The following is a 17,731-nucleotide window of genomic DNA, read 5'->3' on the forward strand; positions in this document are numbered from 1 at the left end:
GCTCGGCATCGCCAAGCGGGGCGCTTTTCTTTATCATGTCGCCTGCCTTTTTTCTTACATTCACGGACGACCCCACAGGAGCTTGCCGTCTCATGCAACCCAACGAGGTAAAAGCGCTGCTTGAATCCCGCATCGACGGATGTGACTTCCATATCCAGGGGGAGGGGTGCAACTTTCAAGTCATCGCGGTGGGGGAGGCCTTCGACGGGCTCTCGCCGGTCAAGCGTCAGCAGCTGGTCTATCAGGCGCTGAGCGACGAGATCGCTTCCGGCGCGCTTCATGCGATCAGCATCAAAACCTTCACTCCGGCGCAGTGGCAAGACGCGCCGGAAAACGCCCGGTAAGGGGCGCGTGATGGATAAACTCCTGATTACCGGCAACGGCTCGGCGGACGGCGAAGTGTGGGCGAGCGGAGCGAAGAACGCGGCCCTGCCCATTCTCTGCGCCAGCCTTCTCTCCAATGGCCCGGTGGTCATCGGCAACCTTCCCCATCTGCAGGACATCACCACCACTCTGGAACTTCTCGGGCGGATGGGCGTGGAGCCGGTGATGGGCGAGCGCTTGAGCATCCAGCTCGATGGCTCCCAGGTCACCCGGTGCCACGCGCCTTACGAGCTGGTCAAGAAGATGCGCGCCTCGATTCTGGTGCTCGGCCCTCTGCTTGCCCATTTCGGCAAGGCGGACGTGTCGCTGCCCGGTGGCTGCGCCATCGGCTCGCGCCCGGTCGACCTGCACATTCGCGGGCTCGAGGCCATGGGTGCTGCGATTCGCGTCGAGGGCGGCTACATTCGCGCAAGCGTCGACGGGCGGCTCAAGGGCGCGACCATCTACTTCGATACCGTGACCGTGACCGGCACCGAGAACCTGCTGATGGCGGCAACGCTCGCCGAGGGCAGGACGGTGCTCGAAAATGCCGCGCGCGAGCCCGAGGTGGTAGATCTTGCCGAGTGCCTGATCAAGATGGGCGCGAACATCACAGGCCACGGCACCGACACCATCGTCATCGAAGGCGTCGAGTCGCTGCACGGTTGCGAGCACGACGTGATGCCGGATCGCATCGAGACCGGCACCTTTCTGGTGGCGGCAGCGATGACCGGTGGCCGGGTGAAGGTGACCCGCACTCGCGCCGACATTCTCGAGGCGGTGCTCGCCAAGCTCGAGGAGGCCGGCGCCGACATCACCTGTGGCGAGGACTGGATCGCGCTCGACATGCACGGCAAGCGCCCCAAGGCGGTCAACATTCGCACCGCCCCGTATCCGGCGTTTCCCACCGACATGCAGGCGCAGTTCGTGGCCATGAACGCGGTGGCAGAGGGGCACTCGCGGGTGGTGGAGACCATCTTCGAGAACCGCTTCATGCACGTGCAGGAGCTCAACCGCATGGGCGCGAATATCGTCGTCGAGGGCAACGCCGCGCTGATCACCGGCGTTGAGCGCCTGTCGGGCGCGCCGGTCATGGCCACCGACCTTCGCGCTTCGGCGTCGCTGGTCATCGCCGCCATGATGGCCGACGGGGAAACGCTGGTGGATCGCATCTACCATATCGACCGCGGCTACGAGTGCATCGAAGAAAAAATGCAGTTGCTGGGGGCGAAGATTCGTCGTATTCCCGGCTAGCCACGCGAACAACCATGGGCCCAAACCATGAGCAAGCAACTGATTCTGGCGCTCTCCAAGGGGCGCATTCTCGAGGAAACGCTGCCGCTTCTGGCCGACGCCGGCATCACGCCGGCGGAGGATCTCGGCAAGAGCCGCAAGCTCTTGTTCGACACCAACTTGCCGGACGTGAAGCTGGTGGTGATTCGCGCCACCGACGTGCCCACCTACGTGCAGCTCGGCGCAGCGGATCTCGGCATCGCCGGCAAGGACGTGCTGCTCGAACACGGGGCTGAAGGGCTCTACGAGCCGGTCGATCTCGATATTGCCCGCTGTCGTCTGATGACCGCCGGTGTCACCGGCCAGGCCCCGCTCAAGGCGCGCCGCCGGGTGGCCACCAAGTTCGTCAACGTGGCAAGGCGCTACTACGCCGAGCAGGGCATCCAGGCCGAGGTGATCAAGCTTTATGGGGCGATGGAACTGGCCCCCTTGATGAATCTGGCCGACGAGATCGTAGACATCGTCGATACCGGTAACACCCTGCGCGCCAACGGCATGGAGCCGCGCGAGCTGATCGCCGAGATCAGCACGCGCCTGGTGGTCAACAAGGCAGCCATGACCATGAAGCACGAGCGCATCAAGCCGCTGCTGGCGCGACTCGACAGCGCTGTCAAACACCGCAAGGCCGAGCTTGCGAAGGGATGAGAGGTCAATGATGAGCGACAACCCGGTCACGATCCATCGGCTATCCACCGCCGATACCGACTTCGAGCGCCGCCTCGACGACCTGCTCGCCTGGGAGGGCGTCTCGAACGATGACGTGCAGTCCCGGGTCGCGGCCATTCTCGAGGACGTCAAGCATCGCGGTGACGCGGCGGTGATCGAGGCGACTCGTCGCTTCGATCGTCTCGAGGCGAGCGCCATGGAGGAGCTTTGCCTGTCGCCGCATCGGCTCGAGGCTGCCTTCAAGGGGCTTCCCGACGAGCAGCGCACGGCGCTCGAAAACGCCGCCGAGCGGATTCGCCGCTACCACGAGCGCCAGAAGCCGACTTCCTGGCAGTACGAGGAGCTCGACGGCACGGTGCTCGGTCAGAAAGTGACGCCGCTGGATCGCGCCGGCATCTACGTGCCGGGTGGCAAGGCGGCCTACCCGTCGTCGGTATTGATGAACGCCATTCCCGCCCAGGTGGCCGGAGTCGGCGAGATCGTCATGGTGGTGCCGACGCCGGATGGCGTAGTCAACGAGCTGGTACTGGCCGCCGCGCATCTAGCCGGGGTCGATCACGTCTTCACCATTGGCGGCGCCCAGGCGGTGGCGGCGCTGGCGTACGGCACCGAGAGCGTGCCGCGGGTCGACAAGATCGTGGGTCCCGGCAATATCTACGTGGCGACCGCCAAGCGGGCGGTGTTCGGTCAGGTCGGCATCGACATGATCGCCGGACCGTCGGAAATCCTGGTAGTCTCCGACGGCCAGACCGACCCGGAGTGGCTGGCGATGGATCTCTTCTCCCAGGCCGAGCATGACGAGGACGCCCAGGCGATCCTGGTGAGCTGGGACGGCGAGCATCTGGACGCGGTGCAGGCGGCCATCGAGCGTTTGCTGCCGACGCTCGATCGCGAGGCGATCGTGCGCGCATCGCTTTCCCGGCGCGGCGCATTGATCCAGTGTGCCGATGAGGATGAGGCGCTCGCGCTGATCAATCGCATCGCGCCCGAGCACTTGGAGCTTTCGGTAGCCGAGCCCGAACGGCTGGTGTCCGAGGTGCGGCACGCCGGCGCCATCTTCATGGGCCGCTATACCGCCGAGGCGTTGGGCGACTACTGCGCCGGGCCGAATCACGTGCTGCCGACCTCCGGTACCGCGCGCTTCTCCTCGCCGCTCGGCGTCTACGACTTCCAGAAGCGCTCGTCGCTCATTCACTGCTCCGCCGAAGGCGCCTCGACGCTGGGTCGAACCGCCTCGGTCCTCGCCCGCGGCGAATCGCTCACCGCCCACGCCCGCTCTGCCGAATACCGCATTCGCGATTGATGCGTGCCTCTTCAGGAGTCGCTGCGTCGATCGAGGGTCATTTCGGTCGGGGTGGGGCGCTCGCCCACTTCCAGGGTCATCTGGATGCGCTCGCCGTTGCGCACTACGGTCAGCGGGAGTTCGGTGCCGGGTGCGATGGAGGCGATGTCGCTCATGGTCGAGCGGGCATCGAGAATCGCCTGGTTGTCGATGGAGAGCAGCACGTCGCCGGGCTGCAGCCCGGCACGCTCCGCCGGACCTTCGCTGACCACGCCGGCCACGATCACCCCCTGAGGGGTGCGTAGCCCGAAGGAGGCGGCAAGCTCGCGGGACAGGGCCTGGGCCTCGATGCCCAGCCAGCCGCGAATCACCCGGCCCCGGGTGACCAGTTCGTCCAGAACGCTGTGTGCCAGGTTGGCGGGAATCGCGAAGCCGATGCCCTGGGAGCCACCGGAGCGCGAGAAGATCGCCGTGTTGATCCCGACCAGCGCGCCTTCGGCGTTGACCAGCGCACCGCCGGAGTTGCCCGGATTGATCGCCGCATCGGTCTGGATGAAGTCCTCGTAGGCGTTGAGGCCCAGGTGGCTGCGTCCGGTGGCGCTGATGATACCCATGGTCACCGTCTGGCCGACACCGAACGGATTGCCGATGGCCAACGCCACGTCACCCACCGCCACGTTGCGTGAATCGGTCAGCTCGATCACCGGCAGGTCGTCTAGGTCGATGCGCAGCACGGCCAGGTCGCTCTCCGGGTCGGTGCCGACCACCTCGGCCAGCGTCTCGCGACCGTCGCGCAGTGCCACCTGAATCTGATCGGCATCGTTGATCACATGGTGATTGGTCAACACGTAGCCGTCCTGGCTGACGATGACCCCGGACCCCAGGCTCGAGAGCATGCGCTGGTGGGCAGTGGCGTCGTCGCTGCTGAAGAACTGCTGGAAGAAAGGATCCGACATCAGTGGATGCTGGTCACGCTCGACGATGCGCGACGAGTAGATGTTGACCACCGCCGGCGCCGCCTGGCTCACCGCATCGGCGTAGCTCGCCGGGCCTTGGTCGCGATTCAGGGGGGCGGCCTGGCGAATCTCGGGGCGCGGGCGGTTGATGGCGGGATCGGAGGTATCTCCGGTGGTCACCAAGGTGCCCGGCGCAGAAACGGCGGCCGGCGGATCGTCGCGAAACGGGTTGGGGAGCAGGTCGGGAAAGGCCAGCAGCAGCAGCGCCGCCACCAGAATTCCGGTAACGATTGGCCATATATAAGGCAGTACGAAGCGGTGCATGCAGGGTATCCTCAGCCGTAGGCAGTTACGGAGGCGGCCGGGTTCGCTATGACGCGGCGCGAGCTTTACACTAGGCGCTATGGTAACACTTTTTCGATAAGTTCCTCAGCCGTCAAACCGTTACAAGGAGGGCACGTGATTCATCGCGACCAGCTCGTAAAGGCGTGCGACCACCAGCTTCGCTCCGCCCGCTTCAAGGACTACACCATCAACGGTCTGCAGGTACAGGGGCGGGACAGTGTCACGCGCGTGATGACCGGGGTGACCGCTAATCAGGCGCTGCTCGACGAGGCCGTGGCCTGGCAGGCGGACCTGGTGCTGGTGCATCACGGCTATTTCTGGAAGAACGAGCCGGTGGCGATCACCGGCATGAAGCATCGGCGCATCAAGACGCTGATGGATCACGACATCAACCTGCTGGCCTACCATCTGCCGCTGGACGCCCATGCCGAACTCGGCAACAACGCCGAGCTCGCTCGGCGCCTGGGCTGGAAGGTGGAGGGGTGCCTGGACGGCGAGCTGGGCGAGGGGCTCTTGTGGTCCGGAAGAATTCCCCAGGCGCAGTCTCTCCAGGCACTGGCCGAACAGGTGAGTGCGGTGCTCGAGCGCACGCCCACGGTGATCGAGGCGCCGGGCATTGCCCGCATCGAGCGCATCGCCTGGTGTACCGGCGGTGGGCAGGATATGATCACGCAGGCTTTCGAGGCCGGCGCCGAGGTGTTCGTCTCCGGCGAGATTTCCGAGCGCACCACGCACCTGGCGCGCGAGATGGGTATTCACTACATCGCTGCCGGGCATCACGCCACCGAGCGCTACGGGGTGCAGGCGTTGGGCGAGTGGGTTGCCGACGAGTATGGCGTTGCCCATCGCTTCGTGGATATCGACAACCCCGCCTGAACGCCGCGAAGCGAGGCGGGCCTCGCTTCGTCGGTCGACTCCGGGGGGCTTCAGGCCGCCGGGTTCACTGCTCTTCGCTCAATATCGAGCGCTTCGCTCAATAACGCGGTGGCTGGGCGACGTCGCTCTTGCTCGCGGCATTGTTCTTGAGGCCGAAATCTTCGGAAAGCGTGCCACCCTTGCCATCGGCGTAGTCTCGCGGCATGGCCGGGGCGTCGCTGGCGGCGGGCGTGGTGCGAGACGCGGCGGCCTTAGGGGCGTCGTCCTGCGCGGGTGTCGGGCGATGGCCAAGCTGCCACTGACCGGCATCGCTTTGCATCTGCCTCTCGAGCTCGTCGGCCTGGCGGCGGATGCCGTCCAGGCAGTCGCGCACGTTGCCGAAATGGCCGCCCATCGCCTTCTTGAGTTCGGCGATCTGGTGCTCGCGCTCGAGCAGCGTCTGCTTGAGCGATGCCCGGTGACGCTCACCCCGGCTCAATAGCCGGTAGCACGCAAGGCCAATGAGAAAACCGACGACCAGGCCGACGAGTGCATAGATGAATGGTGAGTTTGCTTCCACAGTCTTCTCCCTGAAAGTGATTGGCGCTGTTCCGGCGTATCGCTGAGCGTGCTGGCGAACCCTGCTGCATTATAGGCGTCTCTCGGCGGCTCGGGTCAATGCGCCGATGCGCTCATTGCTTAACGCGCGTATAATTAGCCGCCTTCATGCACTGGCCGCCTTGGCCGCGCCATCGACCGGGAGAGTATTGAATGTCATCGACTGTCGCCTCGGCAACGGCAAGTCCCGCCCATCCGCCCACGCCCCTTCAGCGCTATCGACGCGACATTCAGCGCGACGACTTCCAGTTCGACGCCGCCCAGCAGAACGCGGTCGAACACCTGCAGCGCCTTTATGACGAGCTGCTGGCCACGCCCTCGACCACGCCCAAGACCGTGGTGGCCCACAAGGGCCTGAAAGCGCGCATGGCGGGGCTCATGGGCAAGAAGAAGCCGCAGGGCGAGCCGGCGCTGCCGCGGGTGCGCGGGCTTTACTTCTGGGGTGGGGTGGGGCGCGGCAAGACCTATCTCGTCGATACCTTCTTCGAGGCGCTGCCATTTCCCGACAAGATGCGCACCCACTTTCACCGCTTCATGCAGCGGGTGCACAACGAGCTCAACCACTACAAGGGCGAGAAGAACCCGCTCGAGCTGATCGCCGGCAAGTTTGCTACCGAGGCGCGGGTGATCTGCTTCGACGAGTTCTTCGTCAAGGACATCACCGACGCGATGATCCTGGCCAACCTGCTCGAGGCGCTGTTCGAGCGCGGGGTGGTGCTGGTGGCGACTTCCAATATCGTGCCCGACGAGCTCTACAAGGATGGCCTGCAGCGCACACGCTTTCTGCCCGCCATCGAGCTGCTCAACCGCCACTGCGACGTGGTGAACGTCGACTCCGGCGTCGACTACCGCCTGCGCGCGCTCGAGCGCGCCGAAATCTTCCATGCCCCTTGCGACGAGGCGGCCGAGCGCGAGCTTGCCCGCAGCTTCAAGGAGATCGCCGGCCAGGCCGGCGAAGCGGAGGCGCCGCTCGAGGTGAATCACCGCGTGCTCAAGACCCGCAGGCTCTGCGACAGCGTGGTCTGGTTCGACTTCAAGGCGCTGTGCGACGGCCCGCGCAGCCAGAACGACTATATCGAGATCGCCCGCGAGTTCCACACCGTGCTGGTCTCCAATGTGCCCCAGATGGGCGCGAAACAGGACGACCAGGCGCGGCGCTTCATCAACATGGTGGACGAGTTCTACGATCGCGGTGTCAAGCTTCTGATGTCCGCCGAGGTGGCGGTTGAGACGCTCTACACCGACGGCAAGCTGACCTTCGAGTTCAAGCGCACGCTCTCGCGGCTGCAGGAGATGCAGTCGCGCGAATACCTGGCGCTTCCCCACAAGCCGTGAAAAAAAGCCGCGCGGTGCTTAACTTGTCGGCAACGCTCGTGTAGAATGCCGCCTCGCTGTACGTTACAGGCTTTTCGAGACGCACGTCTCGGCGGGTCGGTAACCAAAAAGAATAGGGATGGTGAAAGGCGTCATGCCTTGTCACCCAATACACTTAAACTGGTGAAATTCATCCATGAAGACGTTCAGTGCTAAGCCGCAGTCCGTCCAGCGCGACTGGTATGTTGTCGATGCTACGGACAAAACGCTCGGTCGTCTGGCCACCGAAATCGCTCGCCGCCTGCGTGGCAAGCACAAGCCCGAATTCACGCCTCACGTCGATACCGGCGACTACATCGTCGTGATCAACGCCGAGAAGGTCCAGGTTACCGGCAACAAGGCCAAGGCCAAGACCTACTACCGCCACACCGGTTACCCGGGCGGTCTGCGCTCCATGACGTTCGACAAGATGCTCGACCATGCGCCCGAGCGCATCATCGAGTTCGCCGTCAAGGGCATGCTGCCAAAGGGCCCGCTGGGTCGCGCCATGTACTCCAAGTTGAAAGTGTACGCTGGTGCCGAGCATCCCCATACCGCTCAGCAGCCGCTTGAACTGAACATTTAAGGAAATCTTCGCCATGTCACAGCAATATTACGGTACCGGGCGCCGCAAGACTTCCACCGCTCGTGTGTTCCTCAAGCCGGGCTCCGGCAAGATCACCGTCAACAACCGCGCCCTCGACGAGTTCTTCGGTCGCGTGACCGGTCGCATGGTGGTTCGTCAGCCCCTCGAGCTGACCGAAACCCTGAACCAGTTCGACGTCTACGTCACCGTTGAAGGCGGCGGCGGTTCTTCCCAGGCCGGCGCCATTCGTCACGGCATCACCCGCGCTCTGATGGAATACAACGAAGAGCTGCGCCCGGCGCTGCGCGCTGCCGGTTACGTGACCCGCGACGCCCGTCAGGTCGAGCGTAAGAAAGTCGGCCTGCGTAAAGCACGTCGCCGTCCGCAGTTCTCCAAGCGTTAATTTCCGCGCTGGTACTGCGAAAACGCCCAGGCCCATGGCCTGGGCGTTTTCATGTCGGCCCCGTGCGTTGAGAGCAAGCGCCCAAAAGCGTGTAAGGGATGTTAAGGTGCGTCGAGCGCCGCAAGCGAGCGCGGAGTCGCCAACATCGGAGGCTCCCGGCATGGTATTATTGACTACTGTTCTATAACGAGGATGCTTTCATGGGTGTTGTGGCCAAGCGGTCTTCTATGATCTTCTACTCCGGAAACGACGATCATTTTAGCCATCGTGTGCGCATTGTTCTGGCCGAGAAAGGGGTCGCCGTGGACATCGTCGATGTCAATGACGATCAGCCGCCGCAGGAGTTAGCCGATCTCAACCCCTACAACAGCGTCCCCACGCTGCTGGACCGCGATCTGGTGCTCTACGAATCCAAAGTGATGATGGAGTACCTGGACGAACGCTTCCCGCACCCGCCGCTGCTGCCGGTCTATCCGGTCGCCCGTGCCCAGAGTCGGCTCTGGATGCACCGTATCGAGCGCGAATGGTGCCCCTTGCTCGACCAGATTCGCACGGGCGGCAAGAAGGAGGCCGACAAGGCGCGCAAGGAGCTGCGTGAAAGCCTGATCGGCATCTCGCCGATCTTCGAGGACATGCCTTACTTCATGAGCGACGAGTTCACACTGGTCGACTGCTGTCTGGCGCCGATCCTGTGGCGCTTGCCGGAGCTCAACATAGAGCTGCCCGAGAAGCAGGTGAAACCGCTTCTGAGCTACATGACGCGGGTTTTCGAACGCGAGGCGTTCAAGGAGTCCTTGAACGAGCGCGAGAAAGAGATGCGTACATAACCCTTCAGGGCCTCACCGGTGGCGAGGCCCTGCCGATTTTGAAAGAGGGAAGTCTGATGAAATCGAGCCGTCCCTATATTGCCCGGGCCCTGTACCAGTGGCTTCTCGACAACGACCTGACGCCTCACCTGGTGGTGGACGCCACGCTGCCCGGGGTCGAGGTGCCGCGCCAGTTCGTGCAGAACGGCCAGATCGTGCTCAACGTCGCCCCCACTGCGGTGCGCGACTTGTTCATGGAGAACCAGGCGATCGGTTTCAGCGCCCGCTTCGGCGGCCAGCCCATGAACGTGCTGATCCCCACCGATGCCCTGATCGCGATCTACGCTCGCGAGAACGGCGCGGGCATGGTCTTCGGCCACGAGCCCGAGCTCGAGACCGGGGAGGGTGAAGGTGAGGCGGACGATGCACCGCGTGACGAGGACACAGGGCCACAGCTCAGCGTCACCGAGTCCACCGATGGGCCGGACGACGAGCCGCCCAAGGGCGGCAAGCCCAAGAAGAAGCCGACCCTTCGCGTCGTCAAGTAATTGGCCGTCGAGTCGTTTCCGATCCGGCACGAAAAAAGCCTCGCATTCGCGAGGCTTTTTTCATGGCAGAGTGGCGAAGGTCAGTCGATGTAGTCGAAGACCTTGACGATGCGCTGGATACCGCCCACTGCCGAGGCGGCGTTGACGATGCGATCGGCTTCCTGGCGAGTCACCATGCCCATCAGGTAGACGCTGGCGTTTTCGGTGGTGACCTTGAGTTTCGAAGAGTCGATCGAGTCGTTGGTCGCCAGGTGGCTGATCACATTGGTGGTGAGCCAGGTATCGGTCAGGCGCTGGCTGGCGGGCAGGTTGGCGGCGATCGCCAGCTCGTTGTGCACCTGATTGACGCCGCGCAGGCTGGAGGCCACCTGACCTGCCTTGTCGCGCAGCTCTTCGCTGGGCACCTGGCCGACCAGCAGCACCGAGCCGTTGTAGCTGTGGGCGCGAATGCGGGCGTCGCCCAGGCGTGCGTCGGCGCTATCCAGGGCGCGCTCCACCTGGCGCTCGATGGTCGAGTCCACGGCCTGCACGTCGTTGCTGCGCTGGCCGTAGTTGGAGGGGTTGGAGGCTGAATTGTTGGCGCAGCCTGCCAGCAGCACTGCACTGCAAACGCCCATCAAGCAAAAGGTACGAAACGCGTTACGAAGGACCATTGTCGACTCCTTAAAGAATGGGGATGACCAGGGCGGGCTCAGGCGGCGCCACCGAACAGTTGCTCATCGATCAGATCGCACAGGCAGTGGATCACCAGCAGATGCACTTCCTGAATGCGGGCAGTGGAGGTGGCCGGCACGCGGATCTCGCAGTCGTCCTGGCCCAGGAGCGACGCCATGTCGCCGCCGTCGCGGCCGGTGAGCGCCACCACCGTCATGTCACGGTCGTGGGCGGCCTGAATCGCCTGGACGATATTGGCGGAGTTACCGCTGGTCGAGATCGCAAGCAGAATGTCGCCTGGCTGACCCAGCGCCCGGATCTGCTTGGAAAACACCTCGTTGTAGCTGTAGTCGTTAGCGATTGAGGTGAGCGTAGAGGTGTCGGTGGTCAGTGCCAGTGCCGGCAGGCTCGGGCGTTCACGCTCGAAGCGGTTCAAGAGCTCGGCGGAGAAGTGCTGGCTGTCGCCGGCGCTTCCGCCATTGCCGCAGGCCAGAATCTTGCCTTCGCTCACCAGGCATTGCACCATCATCTGGCTGGCCACTTCGATGAATGGTGGCAGCACTTCGCTGGCATAGGTCTTGGTGTCGATGCTGGCGTTGAAGTGGTCGAGAATGCGGGATTGAAAGTCCATGAGGGCTTCCTAATGTCATGTCAGTAAGCGTCGAAAGCCGCCTTCTCCCAGTGGAATTCCAGAGAAGGGGAGTGGCCGGTGATGGCTAGAATATCAAAACGGCACGGGGTTGAGACAGCGTAACGCGCGATATACAGCGAAGCGGCGCGAATCAGGCGTCGCTGCTTGGTAGGGGTGATGGTTTCCAGAGGGTGGCCGTAGGCGGGGGTGGCGCGATGCTTCACCTCGACGAAGACCAGGGTATCGCCGTCTTGCATGATCAAGTCGAGCTCGCCGCCCTTTACCTGGTAGTTGGCGCTGACGAGCGTGAGCCCGCGGTCGATCAGCCATCGAGCGGCCAGTCGCTCGATGGCTAGACCGCGCTTGCGCGCGGTCTGGGGTCTATCAGTCACCCAGTAGTCCCGGGGTCAGGATCGGGCCGGGCCGGCCGTTCTGGAAACGTGCCCAGGGCAGCTCGCGATGGATGCGGCCATCGCCTGCGATGGTCAGCTCCCCGGTGGCGCCGTTGAAGCCTTGAATCGAGGAGAGATCCGACAGGCGCGTGGCGAGTTCGAAGGCATCGACGCCCATTGCCTGCAGGCGGAAAAGCGAAGCATCGCCTTCCCCGCTCAGAGCCTCGTAGCTCTGGTAAAAGGGCAGGGCTTCCGGGCCGCCGACGGCTGCATCGGGAATTTGCCACGGGATATCGACGAACATGACGTCGTTCAAATCCTGATCGAGGCGCCGCTCGCGGGAGCCCTCGTTCAGGTGCGACGTGGCGTAGATCGGCAGGTCCGGCGCGTAGTAGTAGTCCATGGTCGGCGGCACCTGGCGCGCGTACTCGGGCAGGGCGAGCAGGAACAGAGCATCGATGTTGCCCAGCTGGGCACGATCGCCGCTGACGTTGAGCGCAGTCTGAACGGCGTTGGAGACGGGGTTGCTCGGGTTGTAGCGCACCGCATTGGTCACTTCGCCTCCCTGGCCCTGAAACTCGTTCCAGAAGGCTTCGCCAACCCGGCGGCCCCAGTCGTTGTCCGGCACCATGACCGACATCTGACGACGACCGTCTTCAAAGGCACGGCGCGCTGCCTGGCGCGCTTCGTCCTCGGCAGAGAGGCCATACTGGAACAGGCGCGACGCCTGATTCTGAGCATTGCTGCCGTAGTTGAGCGCCAGCGTCGGCACCGGCACATCGGACTGCTGCTCCAGGCGGCTCACCTGCTCCTTGTCGAGCGGGCCGATGATCAGTTGGGCATTCATCTCCTCGGCGCGGCGGTAGAGCTCGTCCATCGAGTGTTGGGAGGCATCGACGAAGCTCAGCTGGACATCGCCGTCGCGAATCGAGGCGTGCTGACGCATCGCGTTGCTGAGGGTGTCGGCGATATTGCTGAGCGGGCCGGACTGAGGCAGTGCGACCATGATGCGCGTGATGCTCTGACCCTCGAGCTCCGGCAGGCTCGCCTGGGAGCGGCCGGGCTGATCCATCGCGCCGCGCGCCCACTGGGCGCGTTCGCGCAGCGTCTGCTGGGCGTCGCCGCTCATGGGCAGCTCATCGTCGAGGACCTGGGTGGCGCGCAGCACCGCGCGGGGGTCGTCGAGCGCCCGACCGAGCTCGGAGAACAGCAGTGCCCAGCGTACCCGGTCACGATCGGACAGCTCGCCTTCCTCCACGGCGCTCGCCGCCTCGAAGGCCGCTTCGCGCTGGCCCTGCTGGGCCAGGATGTCCGCCGCCTCCAGGCGGCTCTGGGCGGCCTGGCCGGGAGCCTGCTGCTCCGCTTGATCCAGGAGTCGTCCGGCGTCTTCGCCGGCCATGCGGTCCACCACGCTGGGCGATTGGGTGGCGCACCCGGAGATCAATAGCGCCGTGACGGCGGTGGCGAGCAGGCCACGAAGTGAACGTTTCATGTATCCTTCCTTAGGTTTGCGTTGGTGCAGAGGCTGTGCCGAGGATGGTTCCCTCAATCCTTGCACAAGCATAGCGCACCATCCGTGCAAGTTATCAAAAAATCGGGAGTCAGTATGACCTACCAGCCTCCGGGCACATTGTACGTGGTCGCCACGCCCATTGGGAATTTACAAGACCTGACGCCGCGTGCCGCCCGGGTTCTCGAAAGCGTTACGCGTATCGCTGCCGAGGATACCCGCCATAGCGCACGGCTGCTGGCGCACCTGGGCATCAACAAGCCGCTGATCTCGCTTCACGAGCATAACGAGGCGCGCCGGGTCGACACCCTCGATGCCTACCTGGAAGCCGGTGAGGACATCGCCTTGATCAGCGATGCCGGCACCCCCTTGATCAGCGATCCGGGCTTCGTGCTGGTACGCGAGCTGCGTGCCCGGCAGCGCCACGTGGTGCCACTGCCCGGCGCCTGCGCGCTGGTCACCGCGCTCAGCGCCGCGGGCCTTCCCACCGACCGCTTCACCTTCGGGGGCTTTCTGCCCGCCAAGCCCGGTGCCCGGCGCCAGTCGCTGGAGAAGTGGTCCACGCGCGAGGAGACCCTGGTGTTCTACGAGTCGCCTCACCGCATCGAGCACACCCTGCAGGCCTTGGCCGAGCAGTTGCCCGAGCGGGCCATCGTGCTGGCTCGCGAGCTGACCAAGACCTTCGAGACCTTCTTGCAGGGAAGCGCCCAGGAGCTTCTGGAGATTCTCGCCGACGACCCCAATCAGGGGCGGGGCGAGTTCGTGGTGATGATCGCCGGCGCCCCGGCGATGGACGAGCGCCAGGCTCGCGACATCGACGACGAGCGCCTTCTCAAGGCTCTGCACGATGAGGGTGTGGGTGTGAAGCAGGGCGCCAATATCGCCGCGAGCCTTCTAGGGGGGCGCAAGAAAGAGTGGTACGCGCGGCTGCAGGCAATGAAGCCTGAGGTGTGAGTACGGCATAGCTTAGAAAAGCGTCGACTTGACGAGGCACTGCAAACTTAGCACTGAAAACAGGGCATTGAGACACGAGCGGGGCGCTGGTATGCTTGCCGCCGGAGTTGGCCAGACAGTCGCCGCTGCGCGTGCGCAGGGGAGGAAAGTCCGGGCTCCACAGGGCAGAGTGCCAGGTAACGCCTGGGCGGCGAGAGCCGACGGCCAGTGCAGCAGAGAGTAGACCGCCTAAGCCGCGAGATTCGTCTGGCGGCCGGTAAGGGTGAAAGGGTGCGGTAAGAGCGCACCGCGCGCCTGGTAACAGTGCGTGGCATGGTAAACCCCACTCGGAGCAAGACCAAATAGGGACCCGTTGGCGTGGCCCGCGCTGGGTCCGGGTAGGTTGCTTGAGCGCTTTGGCGACAAAGCGCCTAGAGGAATGACTGTCCACGACAGAACCCGGCTTATCGGCCGACTCCCCATTTCCATAAAGGCCCCCGCGGGGGCTTTCGACATCCTGCGAGCGTACCATGTCCTCTGCAAGCCAGCCCGTTACCGATTTTCGCCATACGAGCGTCTTGCTAGACGGTGCGGTCGATGCGCTGGTGCATGCGCCGGACGGTGTCTATCTCGACGGCACCTTCGGGCGCGGCGGGCACTCTCGCTTGATTCTCTCGCGCTTGAGCGACGAGGGCCGGCTGCTGGCGATGGATCGCGATCCCCAGGCCATCGAGGCCTCCGCCGCGATCGATGATCCACGCTTCTCGATCACCCGGCGTGAGTTCGCCCGCCTGGGCGAGTACGCCAGAGAGCTCGGTCTTCACGGCAAGCTCGCCGGGGTGCTTCTGGACATCGGCGTCTCGTCGCCACAGCTCGACGACCCGGAGCGCGGCTTCAGCTTCATGCGCAACGGCCCGCTCGACATGCGCATGGACCCGACCCAAGGCGAGAGCGCGGCACAGTTTCTTGCTCGCGCCAGCGAGGCCGACATCGCCCAGGTGTTCAAGACCTACGGCGAGGAGCGTTACGCGAAGCGCCTGGCGCGAGCGGTAGTGACGCGGCGCGCCGAGAAGCCCTTCACCCATACGCTGGACCTGGCCGAGGTACTCAAGACCGCGCACCCGGCCTGGGAAAAGGGCAAGCACCCGGCGACCAAAGCGTTCCAGGCGCTGCGCATCTACCTCAACGGTGAGCTCGAGCAGCTCGACGCGGCGCTCGATGCAGCGCTGGAGGCGCTGGCTCCCGGCGGTCATCTGGTAGTGATCAGCTTTCACTCGCTGGAGGATCGCCGGGTCAAACGCTTCATTCGCCACCACGTGCGTGGCGATACCCACCTGCCCAAGGGCGTGCCGATTCGCGACGACCAGCTCGAGCGTCGTCTCGAGGCGATCAACAAGGGCGAGCGACCCTCACAGAGCGAGGTGGCCGAGAACCCGCGGGCGCGCAGCGCCGTGATGCGCGCGGCCAGAAAGCGAGACGCGTGATGCTCGAGCGACTCGACTACTGGTGGTCGGTGCTGCGCGCCGAATGGCCTTTCAAGCTGCGCCCCCGCCTGTGGCCCCTGATCATCACGCTGCTGTTTCTGGCCTGCCTGCTCACGGCGCTCGCGGTGGTGGCGACCACCCACATGACCCGTACCCAGTACGCTCATCTTCAGCGCCTCGAGCAGGAGAAGAGTCAGCTGCAGACCGAGTGGGGGCAACTGCTCCTTGAAGAGGGCGCCTGGTCGACGCCGGCGCGCATCGAGCAGATCGCTACCGACCGACTCGACATGCGCATTCCCGATGTCAACGATGTCGAGGTCATAAGGCCATGAACCAACGGCGACGGGGAGGGAGTTCCCGACAGCTGCCGATCGCACCGCCCCTCGGGGGCGGACGCTTTCTCTTCATCCTGATCCTGGTAGCGCTGGCGGCCATCGTGCTGATCGGGCGCATCACGCTGCTGCAGGTCATCGACCGGCCGTTTCTGCAAAGCCAGGGCGATGCGCGAACATTGCGCCACGAGGTGATCCCCTCCCATCGTGGCATGATCACCGACCGCAACGGCGAGCCGTTGGCGATCTCCACGCCCGTGGTGACGCTTTGGGCCAACCCTCAGGAGCTGCCTTCCGATGGCATCCAGCGGGTGATGCTCGCTCAGGCGCTGGGCATGAGCCTGGACGACCTGGAGTCGCGCGTGGCGCGCTACGAGAACCGCGAGTTCATGTATCTGCGCCGTCAGATGACGCCTGAGGCGGCCCAGCGCATTCTCGATCTGCGCACGCCCGGGGTCTACCAGCAGCGCGAGTACAAGCGCTACTACCCGGCCGGCGAAGTCGCCGCCCAGCTCCTGGGCGTCACCAACGTCGACGATATCGGCCAGGAGGGCCTCGAACTCGCCTACCAGCCGTTTCTGGCCGGCCATCCGGGCCAGCGCCGGGTGCTAAAGGACCGTCGCGGACGACTGGTGCGCGAGCTGGGCATCATCAGCGATGCCCAGCCCGGCGGCGAGCTATCGCTCGCCATCGATCAGCGCATCCAGTACATGGCCTACCGGGAGCTGCGCGCGGCGGTTGCCGAGAACGAGGCCGATGGCGGCGTGCTGGTCACCATGGATGCGCGCACCGGCGAGGTGCTGGCGATGGCCAACCTGCCATCCTACAACCCCAACAACCGCGCCGGGCTAGATCCGCGGGGGCTTCGCAATCAGGCGCTGGTCGACGTGTTCGAGCCTGGCTCGGTCATGAAGCCGCTGGCCATGGCGGCGATCCTCGAAAGCGGCGTGGTCGATCGCGACGTGGTGGTGGATACCTCGCCCGGCTGGATGCGCATCGACCAATTCACCATCCGAGACATTCGCAACTACGGCGAACTCGATCTGCCCGGCATTCTCGAGAAGTCCTCCAACATCGGCATGTCCAAGCTCACCTTGCAGCTCGACGACACCACGGTGTGGGAGAAGTACAACCAGCTCGGCTTCGGCCAGAGCCCGGGCACCGGCTTCCCTGGCGAATCGACCGGAAGCCTTCCGGCGCCGGTGCGCTGGTCGCGCAGCGAGCGCGCCGCGCTCTCCTACGGCTACGGGCTCTCGGTCTCGGCAATCCAGCTCGCCAGCGCCTACACGGCGCTTGCCAACGGCGGGATGCGCATGCCGCCGTCGCTGTTGCGCCTCTCCGAGCCGCCCCAGGGGATCCCTGCGATCGACCCGAGCGTGGCGGACGACCTGCTGGATATTCTGGAAACCTCCGTCGGTCCCAACTCCGGCGGGCGCCGCGCTCGCGTGGAGGGTTACCGAGTGGGCGGCAAGACCGGCACGGTGCGCAAGACCGGGCTTCAGGGCTACGCCGAGAACGCCTACCGCAGCGTGTTCGCCGGCATCGCACCGATCTCGGACCCGCGAATCGTCACCGTGGTGATGATCGATCACCCGCGTGCCGGACAGTTCTACGGCGGCGCGGTGGCCGCGCCGGTCTTCTCCAGCGTGACCGGCAACGCGCTGCGGCTGCTGGACGTGCCGCCGGACTACGAGGTGGAGTAGCGTGACAGGCAATAGCGT

The 17,731-nt window shown here is 64.7% G+C and carries 20 protein-coding genes and 1 other RNA gene; 15 read left to right on the plus strand and 6 right to left on the minus strand.

Translation table 11 applies throughout. The annotated features are described in order from the left end of the window. Positions 1-92: 92 nt before the first annotated feature. From GEV37_RS11410 to hisD, 4 genes are read left to right on the plus strand one after another with little or no spacing between them, the layout of a single operon-like run. Positions 93-344, plus strand: coding sequence for a BolA family protein (locus GEV37_RS11410; RefSeq protein WP_227390380.1), 252 nt, complete (start codon positions 93-95; stop codon positions 342-344). Between the two features lie 10 nt (positions 345-354). Then, positions 355-1,617 carry a UDP-N-acetylglucosamine 1-carboxyvinyltransferase gene (gene murA, locus GEV37_RS11415; protein ID WP_227390381.1) on the plus strand — a complete coding sequence of 421 codons (1,263 nt, stop codon included), beginning with the start codon at positions 355-357 and terminating at the stop codon, positions 1,615-1,617. 27 nt (positions 1,618-1,644) lie between these two features. Continuing rightward, complete coding sequence (hisG, locus tag GEV37_RS11420) at positions 1,645-2,301, plus strand: ATP phosphoribosyltransferase (protein ID WP_227390382.1); 657 nt, start codon at positions 1,645-1,647, stop codon at positions 2,299-2,301. Between the two features lie 10 nt (positions 2,302-2,311). Then, complete coding sequence (gene hisD / locus GEV37_RS11425) at positions 2,312-3,625, plus strand: histidinol dehydrogenase (protein WP_227390452.1); 1,314 nt, start codon at positions 2,312-2,314, stop codon at positions 3,623-3,625. 11 nt (positions 3,626-3,636) lie between these two features. Here the strand turns inward: hisD and GEV37_RS11430 are convergent, their stop codons facing one another. After that, entirely contained in the window at positions 3,637-4,884 is a 1,248-nt protein-coding gene (locus GEV37_RS11430) for a S1C family serine protease (RefSeq protein ID WP_227390383.1), read from the minus strand. Between the two features lie 135 nt (positions 4,885-5,019). Between GEV37_RS11430 and GEV37_RS11435 the strand changes: the two genes are divergently transcribed. Further along, positions 5,020-5,781 (plus strand): Nif3-like dinuclear metal center hexameric protein, encoded by a 762-nt coding sequence (locus tag GEV37_RS11435; protein WP_338035126.1) that lies wholly within the window; start codon positions 5,020-5,022, stop codon positions 5,779-5,781. Positions 5,782-5,878: 97 nt separating this feature from the next. Here the strand turns inward: GEV37_RS11435 and GEV37_RS11440 are convergent, their stop codons facing one another. Next, a complete protein-coding gene (locus tag GEV37_RS11440) occupies positions 5,879-6,340 on the minus strand; it encodes a Z-ring associated ZapG family protein (protein WP_227390384.1) in 462 nt (153 codons plus the stop codon). Positions 6,341-6,531: 191 nt separating this feature from the next. Between GEV37_RS11440 and zapE the strand changes: the two genes are divergently transcribed. The 5 genes from zapE (at position 6,532) to GEV37_RS11465 (ending at position 10,074) form a co-directional block, all read left to right on the plus strand. Next, the gene (gene zapE / locus GEV37_RS11445) at positions 6,532-7,713 is read left to right on the plus strand and encodes a cell division protein ZapE (RefSeq protein WP_227390385.1); all 1,182 of its coding nucleotides are present in this window, start codon (positions 6,532-6,534) and stop codon (positions 7,711-7,713) included. Positions 7,714-7,888: 175 nt separating this feature from the next. Next, on the plus strand, positions 7,889-8,317 hold the full coding sequence (rplM, locus tag GEV37_RS11450) for a 50S ribosomal protein L13 (protein WP_227390386.1): 429 nt from the start codon (positions 7,889-7,891) through the stop codon (positions 8,315-8,317). Positions 8,318-8,330: 13 nt separating this feature from the next. Then, a complete protein-coding gene (rpsI, locus tag GEV37_RS11455) occupies positions 8,331-8,720 on the plus strand; it encodes a 30S ribosomal protein S9 (protein WP_227390387.1) in 390 nt (129 codons plus the stop codon). A gap of 200 nt (positions 8,721-8,920) precedes the next feature. After that, positions 8,921-9,547, plus strand: a complete 627-nt coding sequence (gene sspA / locus GEV37_RS11460; RefSeq protein WP_227390388.1) for a stringent starvation protein SspA — start codon at positions 8,921-8,923, stop codon at positions 9,545-9,547. A 56-nt stretch (positions 9,548-9,603) separates the two neighbouring features. Further along, complete coding sequence (locus GEV37_RS11465) at positions 9,604-10,074, plus strand: ClpXP protease specificity-enhancing factor (RefSeq protein WP_227390389.1); 471 nt, start codon at positions 9,604-9,606, stop codon at positions 10,072-10,074. Between the two features lie 80 nt (positions 10,075-10,154). Here GEV37_RS11465 and GEV37_RS11470 read toward each other — a convergent pair whose 3' ends face one another. Genes GEV37_RS11470 through GEV37_RS11485 form a run of 4 tightly spaced genes read right to left on the minus strand, consistent with a single transcriptional unit; the run spans position 10,155 to position 13,243 of the window. Beyond that, positions 10,155-10,727, minus strand: coding sequence for a BON domain-containing protein (locus tag GEV37_RS11470; protein ID WP_227390390.1), 573 nt, complete (start codon positions 10,725-10,727; stop codon positions 10,155-10,157). 38 nt (positions 10,728-10,765) lie between these two features. Next, positions 10,766-11,359 (minus strand): phosphoheptose isomerase, encoded by a 594-nt coding sequence (locus tag GEV37_RS11475; protein ID WP_227390391.1) that lies wholly within the window; start codon positions 11,357-11,359, stop codon positions 10,766-10,768. Between the two features lie 20 nt (positions 11,360-11,379). Next, a complete protein-coding gene (locus tag GEV37_RS11480; RefSeq protein WP_227390392.1) occupies positions 11,380-11,751 on the minus strand; it encodes a YraN family protein in 372 nt (123 codons plus the stop codon). Continuing rightward, positions 11,744-13,243, minus strand: coding sequence for a penicillin-binding protein activator (locus tag GEV37_RS11485; protein ID WP_227390393.1), 1,500 nt, complete (start codon positions 13,241-13,243; stop codon positions 11,744-11,746). The genes GEV37_RS11480 and GEV37_RS11485 overlap by 8 nt, the downstream gene beginning before the upstream one ends. A 114-nt stretch (positions 13,244-13,357) precedes the next feature. Between GEV37_RS11485 and rsmI the strand changes: the two genes are divergently transcribed. The 5 genes from rsmI to GEV37_RS11510 all read left to right on the plus strand — a co-directional run bounded on the left by rsmI (position 13,358) and on the right by GEV37_RS11510 (position 17,713). After that, positions 13,358-14,215 carry a 16S rRNA (cytidine(1402)-2'-O)-methyltransferase gene (gene rsmI, locus GEV37_RS11490; protein ID WP_227390394.1) on the plus strand — a complete coding sequence of 286 codons (858 nt, stop codon included), beginning with the start codon at positions 13,358-13,360 and terminating at the stop codon, positions 14,213-14,215. 103 nt (positions 14,216-14,318) lie between these two features. Then, positions 14,319-14,677, plus strand: an RNA gene (rnpB, locus tag GEV37_RS11495) — RNase P RNA component class A. Positions 14,678-14,724: 47 nt separating this feature from the next. Further along, positions 14,725-15,678, plus strand: a complete 954-nt coding sequence (gene rsmH, locus GEV37_RS11500) for a 16S rRNA (cytosine(1402)-N(4))-methyltransferase RsmH (RefSeq protein ID WP_227390395.1) — start codon at positions 14,725-14,727, stop codon at positions 15,676-15,678. Further along, the gene (gene ftsL, locus GEV37_RS11505; RefSeq protein ID WP_264477766.1) at positions 15,678-16,010 is read left to right on the plus strand and encodes a cell division protein FtsL; all 333 of its coding nucleotides are present in this window, start codon (positions 15,678-15,680) and stop codon (positions 16,008-16,010) included. The genes rsmH and ftsL overlap by 1 nt, the downstream gene beginning before the upstream one ends. Then, positions 16,007-17,713: a peptidoglycan D,D-transpeptidase FtsI family protein gene (locus tag GEV37_RS11510; RefSeq protein ID WP_227390397.1), complete on the plus strand. Its 1,707-nt coding sequence runs from the start codon at positions 16,007-16,009 to the stop codon at positions 17,711-17,713. The genes ftsL and GEV37_RS11510 overlap by 4 nt, the downstream gene beginning before the upstream one ends. The last annotated feature ends 18 nt before the right edge of the window (positions 17,714-17,731 follow it).

Origin of the sequence: Vreelandella malpeensis (genome assembly GCF_020622355.1) — a bacterium.
GTDB classification, from domain to species: domain Bacteria; phylum Pseudomonadota; class Gammaproteobacteria; order Pseudomonadales; family Halomonadaceae; genus Vreelandella; species Vreelandella malpeensis.